Source organism: Pseudomonas sp. HTZ2 (assembly GCF_033173945.1).
Classification (GTDB): Bacteria; Pseudomonadota; Gammaproteobacteria; order Pseudomonadales; family Pseudomonadaceae; genus Aquipseudomonas; species Aquipseudomonas guariconensis.
Map to the genome: position 1 here is coordinate 4,797,156 of NZ_CP137332.1, position 17,108 is coordinate 4,814,263.

The 17,108-nt window shown below is 63.3% G+C and carries 16 protein-coding genes; 5 read left to right on the forward strand and 11 right to left on the reverse strand.

Translation table 11 applies throughout. The features are described from left to right. Positions 1-26: 26 nt before the first annotated feature. Positions 27-788: a YdcF family protein gene (locus R6G97_RS22270; RefSeq protein WP_090346790.1), complete on the reverse strand. Its 762-nt coding sequence runs from the start codon at positions 786-788 to the stop codon at positions 27-29. A gap of 132 nt (positions 789-920) precedes the next feature. Then, a complete protein-coding gene (locus R6G97_RS22275; protein WP_043211202.1) occupies positions 921-1,232 on the reverse strand; it encodes a hypothetical protein in 312 nt (103 codons plus the stop codon). Between the two features lie 231 nt (positions 1,233-1,463). Between R6G97_RS22275 and leuS the strand changes: the two genes are divergently transcribed. The 5 genes from leuS (at position 1,464) to R6G97_RS22300 (ending at position 7,515) form a co-directional block, all read left to right on the forward strand. Continuing rightward, entirely contained in the window at positions 1,464-4,070 is a 2,607-nt protein-coding gene (leuS, locus tag R6G97_RS22280; protein WP_043211200.1) for a leucine--tRNA ligase, read from the forward strand. Positions 4,071-4,131: 61 nt separating this feature from the next. Continuing rightward, a complete protein-coding gene (locus tag R6G97_RS22285; RefSeq protein ID WP_043211198.1) occupies positions 4,132-4,737 on the forward strand; it encodes an LPS-assembly lipoprotein LptE in 606 nt (201 codons plus the stop codon). Between the two features lie 42 nt (positions 4,738-4,779). Continuing rightward, complete coding sequence (gene holA, locus R6G97_RS22290; RefSeq protein ID WP_043211196.1) at positions 4,780-5,817, forward strand: DNA polymerase III subunit delta; 1,038 nt, start codon at positions 4,780-4,782, stop codon at positions 5,815-5,817. A 156-nt stretch (positions 5,818-5,973) separates the two neighbouring features. After that, positions 5,974-6,138, forward strand: a complete 165-nt coding sequence (gene arfA, locus R6G97_RS22295; RefSeq protein WP_043211193.1) for an alternative ribosome rescue factor ArfA — start codon at positions 5,974-5,976, stop codon at positions 6,136-6,138. Positions 6,139-6,198: 60 nt separating this feature from the next. Further along, entirely contained in the window at positions 6,199-7,515 is a 1,317-nt protein-coding gene (locus tag R6G97_RS22300; RefSeq protein ID WP_043211191.1) for a lytic murein transglycosylase, read from the forward strand. 84 nt (positions 7,516-7,599) lie between these two features. Here R6G97_RS22300 and R6G97_RS22305 read toward each other — a convergent pair whose 3' ends face one another. From R6G97_RS22305 to mrdA, 9 genes are all read right to left on the reverse strand, one after another. After that, positions 7,600-8,538, reverse strand: a complete 939-nt coding sequence (locus R6G97_RS22305; RefSeq protein WP_182816501.1) for a S66 peptidase family protein — start codon at positions 8,536-8,538, stop codon at positions 7,600-7,602. A gap of 94 nt (positions 8,539-8,632) precedes the next feature. Beyond that, on the reverse strand, positions 8,633-9,652 hold the full coding sequence (gene lipA, locus R6G97_RS22310; RefSeq protein WP_043211188.1) for a lipoyl synthase: 1,020 nt from the start codon (positions 9,650-9,652) through the stop codon (positions 8,633-8,635). A gap of 2 nt (positions 9,653-9,654) precedes the next feature. After that, entirely contained in the window at positions 9,655-10,302 is a 648-nt protein-coding gene (gene lipB / locus R6G97_RS22315; RefSeq protein ID WP_090346793.1) for a lipoyl(octanoyl) transferase LipB, read from the reverse strand. After that, on the reverse strand, positions 10,302-10,577 hold the full coding sequence (locus tag R6G97_RS22320) for a DUF493 domain-containing protein (protein ID WP_043211184.1): 276 nt from the start codon (positions 10,575-10,577) through the stop codon (positions 10,302-10,304). The genes lipB and R6G97_RS22320 overlap by 1 nt, the downstream gene beginning before the upstream one ends. Before the next feature lie 73 nt (positions 10,578-10,650). Further along, on the reverse strand, positions 10,651-11,811 hold the full coding sequence (locus R6G97_RS22325; RefSeq protein ID WP_043211181.1) for a D-alanyl-D-alanine carboxypeptidase family protein: 1,161 nt from the start codon (positions 11,809-11,811) through the stop codon (positions 10,651-10,653). A 238-nt stretch (positions 11,812-12,049) separates the two neighbouring features. After that, positions 12,050-13,048 carry a septal ring lytic transglycosylase RlpA family protein gene (locus R6G97_RS22330; RefSeq protein ID WP_043211179.1) on the reverse strand — a complete coding sequence of 333 codons (999 nt, stop codon included), beginning with the start codon at positions 13,046-13,048 and terminating at the stop codon, positions 12,050-12,052. Next, entirely contained in the window at positions 13,048-14,070 is a 1,023-nt protein-coding gene (gene mltB / locus R6G97_RS22335; RefSeq protein ID WP_180962724.1) for a lytic murein transglycosylase B, read from the reverse strand. Before mltB ends, R6G97_RS22330 begins: the two co-directional genes overlap by 1 nt. 5 nt (positions 14,071-14,075) lie before the next feature. Then, positions 14,076-15,179 (reverse strand): rod shape-determining protein RodA, encoded by a 1,104-nt coding sequence (rodA, locus tag R6G97_RS22340; protein WP_052352461.1) that lies wholly within the window; start codon positions 15,177-15,179, stop codon positions 14,076-14,078. 38 nt (positions 15,180-15,217) lie between these two features. Continuing rightward, complete coding sequence (gene mrdA, locus R6G97_RS22345) at positions 15,218-17,107, reverse strand: penicillin-binding protein 2 (RefSeq protein WP_043211174.1); 1,890 nt, start codon at positions 17,105-17,107, stop codon at positions 15,218-15,220. Between the last annotated feature and the right edge of the window lies 1 nt (position 17,108).

Here is a 17,108-nt window from a genome sequence, read left to right on the forward strand (position 1 = left end):
GGGGCCGCATTGCGGCCCCGCGGTGGTCAGTAAAACAACCGATACCCCACCAACCCCACCGCCTCGTTGAGCAACTGTCCGCTGCGCCACACCGCCCGGCTATCGGGCAGCAAGCCGGCGAACGGCTGCGCATGGTCCTTGCCCAGGAATCCGACCGGTGCCGGCACCACCTCGAACCCTGCCTGCTCGAAACTCCAGCGCGAGCGCTGCATGTGCCAGGCTTGGGTCACCAGCACCACGCGGCGCACGCCTTGGGGTTGCACCAGCCGCGCGCTGAACTGGGCGTTCTCCCAAGTAGTGCGGCTGGCCTCTTCCTTCCAGCGCACGTCAACGCCGAAGTCCGACTTCATGCGATCGGCCATCAACTGGGCCTCGCTCGGCGGCGTGCCGTAGTGAAGCCCACCGGTGGTCAATACCGGCAGCCCCGAGGCCTTGGCCAGCTGCGCGGCATAGCGCATGCGCTCAAGAGCGGTGCCGGTCGGCTGGTCCTCTGCTCCCCAGGCCGGGTCGCCACGCTCACGCCCGGCGCCCAGCACCACGATCGCGTCGGCTCGCCCTGCCAGGGTCGCCCATTGCGCCATCGGCAATGGCGCCTCGGTCTCCAACTGCCGGGCCGCCCGTTCCACCACCAGCGGCAAGCTCATCAGCCACAAACCACCCAGGCCAAGGGCAAAGCACAAGGCCGCCAGGCGCGGGCGTCGCGTGCGCAGCCACCAAGCTGCCAGCAAGAGCAAAAACAGCACGCCGGGAGGCAGCAACCATTGTTTGATGAAATAGCGAAGCGGCATGCACGGTCCTCCTGGAAAGGAGTGCAGCCTAAGAGGATCGGCGCCGGGCAACAAGTGCGCGTCCGGCGCCGATCATGAGCAGTTTAAGTTGAGTACCGGCGCACGACGGTCTGCGCCTGGAATCCAGAACGGCTAGCGGGACAGCGTCCGGGATCTCGCCGTGGTGGCGGGGCGTTTCTTGTCCTTGAGCCAGACGATCTTCGCCGACGTCGGCTCCGGTTGCTGGTAAGCACCGGCGCTGGCGAAACGACCTTCCGGGAGGGTTTCCAGGTAGGCCTTGATCACTTCGAACTCGGCGTGGCTCAGGCCACGCAGTTCCAGTTCAGCTGGCATCTCGTCGCGTAATCGTACGGAGGTCCTGGCCACTTCGAGTGCCAAGCCCAGGCGGTCGATCAAGCGTTCGTATAGCTCCGGTTTGATTGCGGGTAGCTGCGACTCTCCCATCCGTTCACCTCATTGAAGATAAGAATATCTCCCCCAAAGATGAGCTTAGCGTCACTCTGAAAAGCAGCCCGGTGCCGCGACCAACGGCCCCGGAGCCGCATTCAAGGTTTCCCACGATGCGCGGCGCTCATGTATGCTACGGCGTTCACTCCAACGACACCGCAGTGCCGGACGCAGCGAGGTTGCGCTGCCTGGAAACAGGGTCCTTATCTCTCTCAGCACAAAGTAGCCATGCACGAACAATACACGCCCCGTGATATAGAAGCCGCCGCCCAGACCTTCTGGGACGAGCAACAATCGTTCGCTGTCACCGAACAGCCAGGCAAGGACACCTACTATTGCCTGTCGATGTTCCCGTACCCGAGCGGCAAGCTACACATGGGCCACGTGCGCAACTACACCATTGGTGACGTGATCGCCCGTTACCAGCGCATGCAGGGCAAGAACGTCCTGCAGCCAATGGGTTGGGATGCGTTCGGCATGCCGGCCGAAAACGCCGCGATGAAGAACAACGTCGCCCCGGCCAAGTGGACGTACGAGAACATCGACTACATGAAGTCCCAGCTCAAGAGCCTGGGCCTGGCGATCGACTGGTCGCGTGAAGTCACCACCTGCAAGCCGGACTACTACCGCTGGGAACAGTGGCTGTTCACCCGCCTGTTCGAAAAAGGCGTCATCTACCGTAAGAACGGCACCGTCAACTGGGACCCGGTCGACCAGACCGTACTGGCCAACGAGCAAGTCATCGACGGCCGCGGCTGGCGTTCGGGCGCGCTGATCGAGAAGCGCGAAATCCCGATGTACTACTTCCGCATCACCGACTACGCCGACGAGCTGCTTGAAAGCCTCGACGAGCTGCCGGGCTGGCCTGAGCAGGTCAAGACCATGCAGCGCAACTGGATCGGCAAATCCCGCGGCATGGAAGTGCAGTTCCCCTACGACCAGGCGAGCGTCGGCCACGAAGGCACCCTCAAGGTCTTCACCACCCGTCCGGACACCCTGATGGGCGCGACCTACGTCGCAGTCGCCGCCGAGCACCCGTTGGCCACCCAGGCCGCCCAGGGCAACCCGGCACTGCAGGCGTTCATCGATGAATGCAAGAGCGGTAGCGTCGCCGAGGCCGACATGGCCACTCAGGAGAAGAAGGGCATGCCCACTTCCCTGTTCGTCCAGCACCCGCTGACCGGCGAGAAGCTCCCGGTCTGGGTCGCCAACTACGTGCTGATGCACTATGGCGATGGCGCCGTGATGGCTGTTCCGGCCCACGATGAGCGTGACTTCGAGTTCGCCCACAAGTACAACCTGCCGCTCAAGGCTGTGGTCCGCACCAGCGCCGGCGACGACGTGGGCAGCGAGTGGCTGGCCGCCTACGGCGAGCACGGCCAGCTGATCAACTCCGGCGAGTTCGACGGCCTGGATTTCGAAGGCGCCTTCGACGCCATCGAAGCCGCCCTGATCCGCAAGCAACTGGGCAAATCGCGTACCCAGTTCCGCCTGCGCGACTGGGGCATCAGCCGCCAGCGCTACTGGGGCTGCCCGATCCCGATCATCCACTGCCCGACCTGCGGCGATGTGCCGGTACCGGAAGACCAATTGCCGGTCACCCTGCCCGAAAACGTGGTGCCGGACGGCGCTGGCTCGCCACTGGCGCGCATGCCTGAATTCTACGAATGCAGCTGCCCGAAATGCGGCGCCGCAGCCAAGCGCGAAACCGACACCATGGACACTTTCGTCGAGTCGTCCTGGTACTTCGCCCGCTACGCCTCGCCAAACTACGAAGGCGGTATGGTCGACCCGAAAGCGGCCAACCACTGGCTGCCGGTCGATCAGTACATTGGCGGTATCGAGCACGCCATCCTTCACCTGCTGTATGCGCGCTTCTTCCACAAGCTGATGCGCGACGAAGGCCTGGTCACTTCCAACGAGCCGTTCAAGAACCTGCTGACCCAGGGCATGGTGGTCGCCGAGACCTACTACCGTACCGCCAGCAACGGCGGCAAGGATTGGTTCAACCCGGCGGACGTCGAGGTCGAGCGTGACGCCAAGGCCAAGATCATCGGTGCCCGCCTGAAGACCGATGGCCTGCCGGTGGAAATCGGCGGTACCGAGAAGATGTCCAAGTCCAAGAACAACGGCGTGGATCCACAGGCCATGATCGACGCCTACGGCGCCGACACCTGCCGTCTGTTCATGATGTTCGCCTCGCCGCCCGACATGAGCCTGGAGTGGTCCGACTCCGGCGTCGAGGGTGCCAGCCGCTTCCTGCGCCGCGTATGGCGCCTGGCCCAGGCCCACGTGAGCCAGGGCCTGCCGGGCAAGCTGGACGTCGCCGTACTGGACGATGCGCAGAAAACCATCCGCCGCGCCATCCATGCCGCCATCAAGCAGGCCAGCACCGACGTGGGCCAGTTCCACAAATTCAACACCGCCATCGCCCAGGTGATGACCGTGATGAACGTGCTGGAAAAAGCCCCGCAAGCCACCGAGCAGGACCGCGCCCTGCTGCACGAAGGCTTGGAAGCCGTGACCTTGCTGCTGGCCCCGATCACGCCGCACATCAGCCATGAGCTGTGGAAGCACCTGGGTCACGACCAGGCCGTGATCGATGCCACTTGGCCAAGCGTAGACGAAAGCGCCTTGGTCCAGGACAGCATCACTCTGGTGGTCCAGGTCAACGGCAAGCTGCGTGGCCAGGTCGAAATGCCCGCCAGCGCCAGCCGTGAAGAGATCGAAGCCGCCGCCCGCAGCAACGAGAACGTCCTGCGCTTCATCGATGGCCTGACCATCCGCAAGGTCATCGTGGTGCCGGGCAAGCTGGTCAACATCGTCGCCAACTGATGGCAACGCCCGCCCGCGCATGTTGCGGGCGGGCGGAATTGGCCCACAAGGGAGCTACAACATGATCAAACGCAATCTGCTGGTAATGGGCCTGGCCGTCGTGCTCAGCGCCTGCGGTTTCCAGCTGCGCGGCACCGGCACCACCGAGCTGAGCATCAAGGAAATGGACCTGCGCGCGCGCAATGCTTATGGCGAGACCGTGACCGAGCTGCGCGAATCCCTCAAGCGCAACGGCGTCAATGTCCACTCAGGCGCCCCCTACCGCCTGGTGCTGACCGACGAGCAGCAAACCCAGCGCGCCGCCACCTATAGCGGCGGCAACCGGTCGGTCGAATACGAACTCACCACCGTGCTCAATTACAGCATGCTGGGCCTGAACGACATCCCGCTGCTGAGCGACAAGATCGAAGTGCGCAAGATCTACGTGCATGACGGCGACAACATCACAGGCTCCGACCAGGAAGCCACCCAAGCCCGCGAAGAAATGCGCCGCGATCTGGTCCAGGCCATGCTCGTTCGCCTGCAAATGCTGACCCCGGGCCACCTGGACGAGCTGCAGCGCGAAGCAGAAGAACGCGCCAAGGCCGAAGCCCAGGCCCAGGAGGCGGCCCGCCGCCAGCAGGACGAAACGCCGCAGCAATCCCCAATGGAAGTTCCGGCCAACTGACCGAGGCCGAACGGGGCACCTTCGGGTGCCCCCGCATCCACCATGAAGCTCTCCCCCGCCCAACTCAACAAACACCTGCAAGGTGCCCTGGCCCCGGTCTACGTGGTCAGCGGCGACGATCCGCTGCTTTGTCAGGAAGCCGCCGACGCCATCCGTACCGCGGCTCGCCAGCAGGGCTTCGACGAACGCCAGGTGTTCAGTGCCGACGCCAATTTCGATTGGGGCACCCTGCTCCAGGCCGGCGCCAGCCTTTCCTTGTTCGCCCAAAGGCGCCTGCTGGAGCTGCGCCTGCCATCGGGCAAGCCCGGCGACAAGGGCGCTGCCGCGTTAATGGAGTACTGCGCCAACCCGGCCGAAGACACATTACTGCTGGTCAGCCTGCCCAAACTCGACGGCAGCGCGCAGAAGACCAAATGGGGCAAGGCGCTGATCGAAGGCCAGCACTGCCAATTCATCCAGATCTGGCCAGTCGACGCGCAGCAACTGCCACAGTGGATCAATCAGCGCCTGTCCCAGGCCGGACTGTCCGCCCAACGTGACGCGGTCGACCTGATCGCCGCGCGGGTCGAAGGCAACCTACTGGCAGCCGCCCAAGAGATCGAAAAACTCAAGTTGTTAGCCGAAGGCAACCAGATCACGGTGGAAACCGTGCAGGCCGCCGTAGCCGACAGCGCTCGCTTCGACGTGTTCGGGCTGGTCGATGCCATCCTCAACGGCGAGGCGGCCCACGCCCTGCGCATGCTGGAAGGCTTGCGCGGCGAAGGGGTCGAGCCACCAGTCATCCTTTGGGCCCTGGCGCGCGAGTTGCGCCTGCTGGCTGGGCTTGCCCAGCAATTCAGCCAAGGCGTGCCGCTGGACAAGGCCTTCAGCCAGGCACGACCACCTGTGTGGGATAAACGCCGACCACTGGTCAGCAAAGCTCTCCAGCGCCTGTCCGCGCAGCGTTGGGCGCAGTTGCTGCAGGATGCTCAGCGCATCGACGCCCAGATCAAAGGTCAGGCCGAAGGTTCCCCCTGGACGGGGCTGGCGCGACTGGCGCTGCTGATGGCCGGGCAACGCCTGGCGTTGCCTGGCGAGTAAGCTATCTGCACTATTCCTGTAGGGGCTGGCGAAGCCAGCAATGGGCTGAAAAAGTCTGCAAGACAGCCCCTATCTGCCCATAAATACAATCAATTGGCTCCTGCCCTACCCTGGTCTTACAGTGCGCCCCGACATCCACCCAACCGGGGTATCGCCATGAGCAAGAAGCCGAAGAAGCACGGGCCGAACAAGGCCAAGTCCATCATCGCCCAGCCACTGTTCCGCTGCCGCCAGGAACGACCGAACAAGGGCAAAGGCAGCTACCGCCGCGAAGCCTTCCAATCGAGAGATTGGGAGGCTTCTTGCTTTTTGGCCGCATGAAGGCAGGAAACCCCCAGTCATGATATGGTCGGCACCTGAACCGCAATTCTGGATCTGTGCATGCCCTTTCGTCTGTCCCTGCGCTGGCCGTCTCGCCAGCTGATCGCAGCCTCCAGCTTCATCCTGCTCGTCGCCTGTGCGGAAAAACCCACCGCCGCCGACGCCTTGCCGCTGGCCCCCGCGCAGCCTGCGCCGAACGTGTCCCTGCCGGGCACCACGCCTGACACCAGCAACGACATCCAGCCCCTGCAAACCTTCGCCCAATGGCAGGCAGGCTTCCGCCAGCAGGCCTTGCAAGCCGGCATCAGTGCCAACACCTTCGATCGCGCCTTCCTAGGCGTCACACCCGACATGGACGTGATCAAGGCCGACCGCAGCCAACCCGAATTCGCCCGCCCGGTGTGGGAATACCTCGACGGCGCCCTGTCGCCGCTGCGTGTGCGCAACGGCAAGAAGCTGCTCGAGCAACATGCCGAGTTGTTGTCGCGCATCGAGCAGCGCTATGGCGTCGACCGCCAGGTGCTGGTATCGGTCTGGGGCATGGAAAGCAACTTCGGCCAGTTCCAGGGCAACAAATCAGTGATCCGCTCCCTGGCCACCCTGGCCTACGAAGGCCGTCGTCCGACCTTCGCCCAGGACCAACTGATCGCCGCCCTGCAGATCCTGCAGAACGGCGACATCCAGCCCGAGGCCATGCGCGGCTCCTGGGCCGGCGCCATGGGCCAGACCCAGTTCATTCCGACCACCTATAACACCCACGCGGTGGACTTCGACGGCGATGGCCGTCGCGATATCTGGAACAGCACAGCCGATGCCCTGGCATCCACCGCCCACTACCTGCAAAGCTCGGGCTGGAAACGTGGGCAGCCGTGGGGCTTCGAAGTCCAAGTGCCCGCAGGCTTCGACTATTGGCTGGCCGATGGCGTGCAGCGCAAGAGCGTCAGTGAATGGCTGCAACTGGGCGTGAAACTGCCAGCCGGCACCCAGCTGCCTGCAGGCAGCAGCCAGCTGTCCGCCGCCCTGCTGCTGCCGGCAGGGGCTCGTGGCCCGGCGTTCCTGGTGCTGGACAACTTCCGGGCGATCCTGAAGTACAACAATTCCTCGTCCTACGCCCTGGCGGTCAGTCTGCTGGGTGATCGCTTCTATGGCTGGGGCTTCATCGCCGGTAGCTGGCCCAAGGACGATCTGCCGCTGAGCCGTAGCGAGCGCATCGAACTACAGGATCTGCTCAACGCCAGCGGCCACGAGGCCGGCAATGCCGACGGCATCATCGGCGCCAATACCCGCAAGGCCATCCGCAATGCCCAGCAGGCGCTGGGTTGGCCGGCAGATGGGTACCCGACCCACAAGCTGCTCGACAGCCTGCGTCGTCGCTAACCTGGCAACGAGCGCAGCCCTGTGGGAGCGCGGGTAGACCCGCTCCCACAAGCTTATGCAAGCCTCAAGGCCAGCGCCCAGGCCTTAGCGCTCAAACAACGACTGCTCCAATGACAGCCGCATGGCCTGACTGTCCAGCCTTACCCTGGCCCCCAGCGGCAGACACAGGTTGGGATCACAATGCCCACTGCGCCACCCCGCCAATACCGGGATACCCAACGGCCCGAAGATATCCTTCAGCAGCGGCGTCATCGCCGGCACGGTGATTCCGGCAAAATCGCCCACCAGCACACCGCGAATCCCGTCCAGTTTGCCGGCAAGACGCAATTGGGTGAGTAGCCGGTCTACGCGGTACAGCGGCTCGTTGACATCCTCGATGAACAGGATACAGCCCTGGCTGTCGATCTCGCCCACCGTCCCCAAGGTCGCACACAGCACCGATAGATTGCCGCCCAGCAAACGCCCGCTGGCCATGCCAGGGGCCACGCAGGTCAGTGGATAGGCATCGGGATGGGCCAGTACATCGCCCTGGTGGACCTTGCCGTGCAGTTGATCGAACAATGAACTGACGGTCGGCTCCTGCTTCGCGCCGAGCAGATCGGCATTGAGCATGCCGCCATGGAAAGTGATGAGCCCAGCGTGGCGCTGGAGCGCCGTGTGCAGGGCAGTGATATCGCTATAGCCGACCAGCGGCTTGGGGTGTTGGCGGATCAGGTCGAAATCGAGCCGATCCAACAGCCGCATGCTGCCATAGCCACCGCGCATGCACAGGATGGCGTCGATTGCAGGATCGGCAAACGCCCCATGCAAGTCATCCAGACGCTGCTGGTCTGCGCCGGCCAGATAGCCTTCGGCCTGACCGACGCCCGGAAACAGGCGGCACTGGTAGCCTCGGTCGGCAAACCACTGGCTTGCCTTGCGCCCGTCCAGCCGGGCCGGGCCGGCCGGGGCGACGATGGCAAAACAGGCATTGCCGGGCAGCGCTGCAGGCAGAGATGCATCCAGGGTTTCAACGCAGTTCATCGAACAACTCCTTGCACGTTCAGGGGCAGCTCTCGGAAACAAAAATGCCGATGCCGCCTTCCGGCGTGCATCGGCATCGATCACTCAACCAGGCTCAGAGCTTGATCTTGGCTTCGTGGGCCTGTTGGTCGGCGTGGTACGAAGAGCGCACCAGCGGGCCGGAGGCAACGTTCTTGAAGCCCATCTTGTACCCTTCCTCGGCGAACCAGGCGAAGGTATCCGGGTGCACGAAACGTTGCACCGGCAAGTGGCTGCGCGAAGGCTGCAGGTACTGGCCCAGGGTCAGCATGTCGATGTCATGCTCGCGCATGCGGTGCATTACTTCGATGACTTCTTCGTCGGTCTCGCCAAGGCCGAGCATCAGGCCAGACTTGGTCGGTACATGCGGGACCATCTGCTTGAACTTCTGCAGCAGGTCCAGCGACCAGTCGTAGTCCGAACCCGGACGCGCAGCCTTGTACAGGCGCGGTACGGTCTCAAGGTTGTGGTTGAACACATCCGGCGGCTCCTGGGCGGTGATTTCCAGGGCAACGTCCATGCGCCCACGGTAGTCCGGCACCAGGGTCTCCAGCTGGATGCCAGGCGACAGGGCGCGGATTTCGCGGATGCAGTCGGCGAAGTGCTGGGCACCGCCGTCACGCAGGTCATCGCGGTCCACCGAGGTGATGACCACGTACTTCAGGCGCAGGTCGGCGATGGCCACGGCCAGGTTCTTAGGCTCGTCGAGGTCCAACGGCTTCGGCCGGCCGTGGCCGACGTCACAGAATGGGCAGCGACGGGTGCAGATGTCACCCATGATCATGAAGGTCGCGGTGCCGCCGGAGAAGCACTCGCCCAGGTTCGGGCAGGAGGCTTCTTCGCACACGCTGTGCAACTTGTGCTTGCGCAGCAGTTGCTTGATGCGGTCGACCTCCGGGGAAACCGGAATGCGCACGCGAATCCAGTCCGGCTTCTTCGGCAGCTCTTCGGTAGGGATGATCTTGACCGGGATACGCGCGACCTTTTCAGCACCGCGCAGCTTCACGCCTGCTTCGACTTTCTTTGGCGCGGGACGCGCGGCGGCGTCCTGGGTGGGTACCGGGTTCGGCACGGCTTCTTGCACAGTTGTTGTCATATTCAGTCGATTCCGCCCGTGAGGGTCGTCTGCTCAGCATAGTCGAGGTGCTTGACCAGCTGTCCGCGCAGCCTTGTCCTGACCTCGGAGAGTTCGATCGGACCTGCCAGGTCACGCAACTGGGTCATCGCCAGCCCCGCATACCCACAGGGGTTGATTCGGCGGAATGGCGCAAGGTCCATGTCCACGTTCAGGGCAAGGCCGTGGAACGAACGGCCATTGCGGATTCGAAGGCCGAGGGAGGCGATCTTCGCCCCGTCGACATAGACGCCAGGCGCATCGGGCTTGGCCACGGCCTGGACGTCATAACTGGCCAGCAGGTCGATCAGGCTGTGCTCGATCCGGGTGACCAGCTCGCGTACACCAAACCCCAGGCGACGAACATCCAGCAACAGGTAGGCCACCAGTTGGCCGGGGCCATGATAGGTCACCTGGCCGCCACGGTCGGTCTGCACCACCGGGATGTCGCCGGGGACCAACAGGTGCTCGGCCTTGCCAGCCTGGCCCTGGGTAAAGACCGAGGGGTGCTCGACCAGCCAGATTTCGTCCTGGCTGTCCGGGCTGCGCTGCTCGGTAAAGCGCCGCATGGCCTCCAGCACCGGTTCATAGGGCTGCAGGCCAAGATCGCGAAAACCGAGGCAGGAAGGCATCAGAGCACCATTTTAACGATGCCGGTCGCGCGCAGGGCGCTGTTGATATCGTGCAACTGGTTCTCGCTTTCAGCAACGATGTGCAACTGCACCGTGGTGTACTTGCCTTCCTTGCTCTGGCGCTCGGCCAGGGTGGACAGATCGACCTTGGCATACTTGCTCAGGATCTCGATCACGGTGTCCTTGAAACCGACCACGGTATCGCCGATTACCTTGATCGGGTAATCGTCGCAGGGGAATTCGATCTTGTGCGACTTGACGTCAGGTTCGCTCATGGCGGAAACGGCCTCGTAAGCCGTGGCAACAACAACGCCCCTGCAGGATACGCAGGGGCGTGCAGGTCACGTATCAGTTGAACAACCCGTAGAAGAACAGACGGATGCTATCCCACATACGGCGGAAGAAACCACCTTCCTCGACGCCGTCGAGGGCGATGAGGTCGGCGCTGTGAACCACTTTCTCGTCCAGTTTGACTTCAACTTTACCGATCACGTCACCTTTGGCGATCGGGGCGGTCAGTTGCGGGTTCATGGTCATCGAAGCCTGCAGGCGCTTCAATTGGCCTTTAGGCATAGTCAGGGTCAGGTCGTTGGCGAGGCCGGCCTTCACCTGGCTGGTGGCGCCTTTCCAGACCGGGGACTGGGTCAGCTCGGTGCCCTTCTGGTAGAAGGTCTGGGTTTCGAAGAAGCGGAAGCCGTAGGTCAGCAGCTTCTGGGTCTCGGCGGCGCGGGACTGTTCGCTGTTGGTGCCGAACACCACGGCGATCAGACGCTGGCCGTCGCGGACGGCCGAAGCCACCATGCAGTAGCCGGCTTCGTCGGTGTGGCCGGTCTTCAGGCCGTCGACGGTTTTGTCACGCCACAGCAACAGGTTGCGGTTCGGCTGCTTGATGTTGTTCCAGTAGAACTCCTTCTGCGAGTAGATCGCATAGTGGGCCGGATCTTCGTCGATGATCGCGCGCGCCAGCAGGGCCATGTCGTGGGCCGAGGAATAGTGCTCCGGGTTCGGCAGGCCGGTGGGGTTCATGAAGTGGCTGTTGCTCATGCCCAGGTCGGCGGCGGTCTTGTTCATCATGTCGGCGAAGGCATCTTCGCTGCCGGCGATGTGCTCGGCCAGGGCGACGGAGGCGTCGTTGCCCGACTGGATGATGATGCCGTGCAGCAGGTCGCTGACGCTGACCTGGCTGCCGACCTTGATGAACATGCGCGAGCCGCCGGTGCGCCAGGCATTCTCGCTGACGGTGACCGGGTCGTTCTCGCCGATCTGGCCACGACGGATATCCAGGGTGGCGATGTAGGCGGTCATCAGCTTGGTCAGGCTGGCCGGCGGCAGGCGTTCGTCACCGTTGTTCTCGACCAGCACGTTGCCGCTGGACGCATCCATCAGTACATAGGACTTGGCGGCCAGTTGCGGTGGCGCTGGCATCATCTGCTCTGCTGCGAAGGCAGCAGGCATGATCATCAGCAGAACGGGCAGGCAAAGTCGTTTGGCAAGGTTGGTGATGTTCATCCGTCTCTCGAAAATCGCTAATGGTCTGATGTTCCCTGGGACACGTCATGTGCCCAGCGCCAGTCAGGCTGGTTTTGCGGCCATGGGCCTGGCCCGCGAAATGCGGCTTTGTGTCGCGGCGGGCAAAAGCCAACATTGTACATGGGAGCGCCCGGCAATTCATGACAAAACCGACAGCTTGAGTGGCAAGCCCCTCTCAGCTTGGCGCTTGCCGCTGGTCGCTAGCCGCTCGGATAGCTCAGTCGGCAGTGACCAGCTTGGCCTGCCCCAGGTTGGCCAGGCGAATGCTGTCCTGGGCCTGCTGGATCTCGCCCTGGCTGTTGATAGGTCCAAGGCGCACACGGTGCAGAGTCTGCTGGTTGCGCACGATGGAGCTGATGAACACCGGCGCACTGACCATGGTGCTCAGCTTGGCGCGCAGCAACTCGGCGGCATCGGGGTTGGCGAAGGCGCCCACCTGCAGGAAGCTGCCACCGTTGCCGGCAGGCACATTGTTGCCGCCCACCTGGACCGGCACGACGGGTGCCGCGTGTTGCTGCGGCGGCGGAGTCCATTGCTCGACCCGGCCGGTGTTGGCCGGAATCGCCTGGGTCTGGGCGACCTGGGGCTCCTTGAGCACCATCGGTGGCTGCTGGCCCCGCTGGGCCCACCACTGCTGCGGATCGATGCCTTCGACGCGCACGTGCGCCGTGCCGATCTCGGCGTAGCCGAGTTTCTTCGCCGCGGCGTAGGAAAGGTCGATGATACGGTCGGAATAGAACGGGCCACGGTCGTTGACGCGCAGGATCACGCTGCGACCGTTGGCCAGATTGGTCACCCGCACGTAGGCAGGCAGCGGCAAGGTCTTGTGCGCCGCGCTCATGCCATAGAGGTCGTAGAGCTCGCCATTGGCGGTGTTCTGGCCATGGAACTTGGTGCCATACCACGACGCCGTCCCCTCGGCGCGGTAGTTGCGCGAGTCCTGCATCGGGTAGTAGGTCTTGCCCAGCACGGTGTAGGGGTTGGCTTTGTAAGGACCGGTATGTACGGTCGGCGTGGCATCGGGAATCTTGTTGACGTCCACGTCCCACCAGGGCGCACCGTCCTTGTGGGCACGATTGATGTCCAACCCTGGCTTGGAGCGAACGACATTGCCGCTCTGCTGAGTCGGTCGGTTGGACGAACAGCTGACCAGCAGCACGGCGACAGTCATGCAGGTCAGCAGTTTGAGAGTGTTGGCAGAGATCTTTGCGCGCATTACTTGACGCCCCGTGCTTGAACCAGCTGTTCCGAAAGCTGATGCACCGCCATGGCGTACATCACGCTGCGGTTGTAACGCGTGATCGCGTAGAAATTCTTCAGGCCCATCCAGTATTCAGGGCCATTGTCGCCCTCCAGGCGGAAGGCGGTCACAGGCAGATCATCGCGCAGCGCATCATGACTCGACCAACCCAGCGCTCGCAACTCCCCGACGGTCTTGACCGGCTCGATACCCGTGGTCAGCCCCTCGTCTGCGCGCTCGCCGAGCACCAGGGCGCGACTGACCACCGGCTCACCGGCCACCCAACCGTGACGCTTGAAGTAACTGGCGACGCTGCCGATGGCATCGGTGGGGTTGTTCCAGATATTGATGTGTCCGTCGCCGTCGAAATCCACGGCATAGCTGCGGAAGCTGCTGGGCATGAACTGCGGCAGGCCCATGGCCCCGGCGTAGGAACCCTTCAGGGTCAGCGGATCGAGTTGCTCTTCACGAGCCAGCAGGAGGAACTCTCGCAGTTCCTTGCGGAAGAACTCAGACCGGGGCGGGTAATCGAAGCCCAAGGTCGACAAGGCATCGATCACCCGGTAGTTGCCGGTATTGCGACCGAAAAAGGTTTCGACGCCAATGATCGCGACGATCACCTGAGCCGGCACACCGTATTCTTGCTCGGCGCGGGCCAACGCCTCCTCGTGCTGGCGCCAGAAGTCCACGCCACGGGCAATGCGCGCGTCGGTGATGAACATCGGGCGATATTCCTTCCACGGCTTGACCCGCTCGGCCGGACGCGAGATCGCATCGAGAATCGACTGCTTGCGCTGCACCTCACGGAACACGCCCATCAATTGCTCACCGGCGAAGCCGTAGTCGCGGGTCATTTCGCCGACGAACTCTGCCACCTGGGGCGAGCCATCATAATCACCGGCATTGGCCTGCTGGACTGCGCCGAACAAACCCATCGCGCCAATCCACGGCGCACAACGGGCAGCCCAGCCACGCACTACTTGCATGAAATTCTTCACCTTATTCAAACCTGTGCAATCCATTTGCGGTGCGTATGGATCGACATCAGAACGCCAAACGCTGACAGCAGCGTCACCAACGAAGTTCCGCCATAGCTAATGAAGGGCAGCGGCACGCCAACCACGGGCAGAAGGCCACTGACCATACCGATATTGACGAATACATATACAAAGAACGTCATGGTCAAGCTGCCTGCGAGCAACTTGCCGAACAATGTCTGGGCCTGGGCGGTGATCACCAGCCCACGACCGATCAGCAACAGGTAAATCAACAGCAACAGGCAGATGCCGACCAGACCGAACTCCTCGCCGAGCACGGCGATGATGAAGTCGGTGTGGCTTTCCGGGAGGAAATCCAGGTGCGACTGGGTGCCCAGCAGCCAGCCTTTGCCGAACACACCGCCCGAGCCGATCGCCGCCTTGGACTGGATGATGTTCCAGCCCGTGCCCAATGGATCGCTCTCGGGGTCGAGGAAGGTCAGGACTCGCTGCTTCTGGTAGTCGTGCATGACGAAGAACCACATCGCCACCGCCACCGGCACCGCTGCGGCGATCACGCTGATGATCCAGCGCCAGCGAAGCCCCCCCATGAACAGCACGAAGGCGCCCGAGGCCAGGATCAGCAGCGCAGTCCCGAGGTCCGGCTGGCGCACGATGAGAATGAACGGCACGCCGATCAGCACCAGGCTGATCGCCACATGCTTGAGGTGCGGCGGCAAAGTGCGCTTGGACAGGTACCAGGCAATGGTCGCCGGCATGATGATCTTCATGAACTCCGAGGGCTGGAAGCGGATCACCCCCGGGATGTTGATCCAGCGCGTGGCCCCCATGGCGTTGTGCCCCATGACGTCCACTACTACCAGCAGCAGCACCCCGACCACATAGGCCAAGGGCACCCAGCGCGCCATAAAGCGCGGCTCGAGCTGGGCGATGACGAACATCGACACCAGGCCGATGCCGAACGAGGTGGCCTGCTTGAGCAGCAAGTCCCAGTTCTTGCCACTGGCCGAATAAAGGACGAACAGGCTGCCGGCCGCCAGGGTCAGCAGGATGACCAGCAAAGGGCCGTCGACATGGATGCGCTGCAGAAAGCTCGCACGCCGACGCATCACGTCCTCGCTGGAGAGCATGCGATCGAAATTGTTCTTCACTGGGCCGATTCCTGGACAACGGTGGCAGGCGCGAATTCAGGTTTGAGCCGGCCGTTCTCGTCGAGCAGCCAGGCGTCCATCACCTGGCGCACGACAGGCGCTGCGACGCCGGAGCCGGATTCGCCGTTCTCGACCATCACCGAGACCACGATCTTCGGATCTTCGGCAGGGGCAAAGGCGACGAACAAGGCGTGGTCACGGTGGCGCTCCTGGAGTTTGTTGCGGTCGTATTTCTCGCCTTGCTTGATCGCCACCACCTGAGCGGTGCCGCTCTTGCCGGCGATGCGGTACTGGGAGCCGAGCGCGGCCTTGCGGGCGGTACCCCGGGCGCCATGCATCACCTGCTCCATGCCATGGGTGACCTTGGCCCAGTCGGACTTGTCACGCAGGACAATGTCCTCCATCGGGTTCTCGTCCACCGGCGGCTTGCCTTCGATGGTCTTGGCCAGGTGGGGACGGTTCCACTTGCCCTTGTTAGCGATCAATGCGGTGGCCTGGGCCAGCTGCAAGGGCGTAGCCTGCATGTAGCCCTGGCCGATACCGAGGATCAGAGTCTCGCCAGGGAACCAGGCCTGGCGACGGGTGGCGCGCTTCCATTCGCGCGATGGCATCAGCCCGGGAGACTCCTCGAACATGTCGAGGGAAACCTTCTGGCCGATGCCGAACTTGTTCATGTAGCTGGACAGGCGATCGATACCCATCTTGTGGGCAAGATCGTAGAAGTAAGTGTCGTTGGAGCGCATGATTGCGGTGTCCAGATCGACCCAGCCGTCACCGGTCCGGTTCCAGTTGCGGTACTTGTGATCGTAGTTGGGCAATTGGTAGTAGCCGGGGTCGAACACCCGGCTGCTCGCGGTCACCACACCGCTGTCCAGCCCGGCGATGGCCACTGCCGGCTTGATGGTCGAGCCGGGCGGATAGAGCCCGCGCAAGACACGGTTGAACAGCGGCCGATCGATCGAGTCACGCAGCTCGGCATAGGCCTTGAAGCTGATGCCGGTGACGAACAAGTTGGGATCGAAACTCGGCTGGCTGACCATCGCCAGCACCTCGCCGGTGCGCGGATCCAAGGCCACCAGCGCGCCGCGACGTCCGCCCAAGGCAGCTTCGGCAGCCTCCTGCAGCTTGATGTCAAGGCTCAGTACGATGTCCTTGCCAGGCTCCGGGTCGGTGCGCTTGAGCACCCGCAGAACCCGGCCTCGGGCGTTGGTCTCGACCTCCTCGTAGCCCACCTGGCCGTGCAGCTCGGCCTCGTAGAAACGCTCGATGCCGGTCTTGCCGATATGGTGGGTGCCGCTGTAGTTGACCGGGTCGAGGCTCTTGAGCTCCTTCTCGTTGATGCGCCCGACATAGCCCACCGAATGGGCGAAATGCGCGCCCTGTGGGTAATGGCGCACCAGCTGCGCCGCCACGTCCACACCCGGCAGACGGAACTGGTTCACCGCAATGCGGGCGATCTGCTCTTCGTTGAGCTCGAACAGGATAGGCACCGGCTCGAATGGCCTGCGCCCCTGCTTCATGCGCTTTTCGAACAGGGCCCGGTCATCGGGCGTCAGCTCCAGCACCTCGACGATGGTGTCGAGCACCTGGCGCCAGTCACCTGAGCGCTCACGGGTCATGGTGAGACTGAAGCTGGGACGGTTGTCAGCAACGATCACCCCGTTGCGGTCGAAAATCAGCCCGCGGGTCGGCGGGATCGGCTGCACGTGCACCCGGTTGTTTTCCGAAAGCGTGGAGTGGTAGTCGTACTGGATGACCTGCAGGTAGTAGAGCCGGGCGATCAGGACGCACACCAGCAGCACGACCGCCACCGCGCCGACCACGACGCGGCTGCGCACCAGGCGGGCGTCTTTCTCATGGTCCTTCAGACGAATCGGCTGCGACATC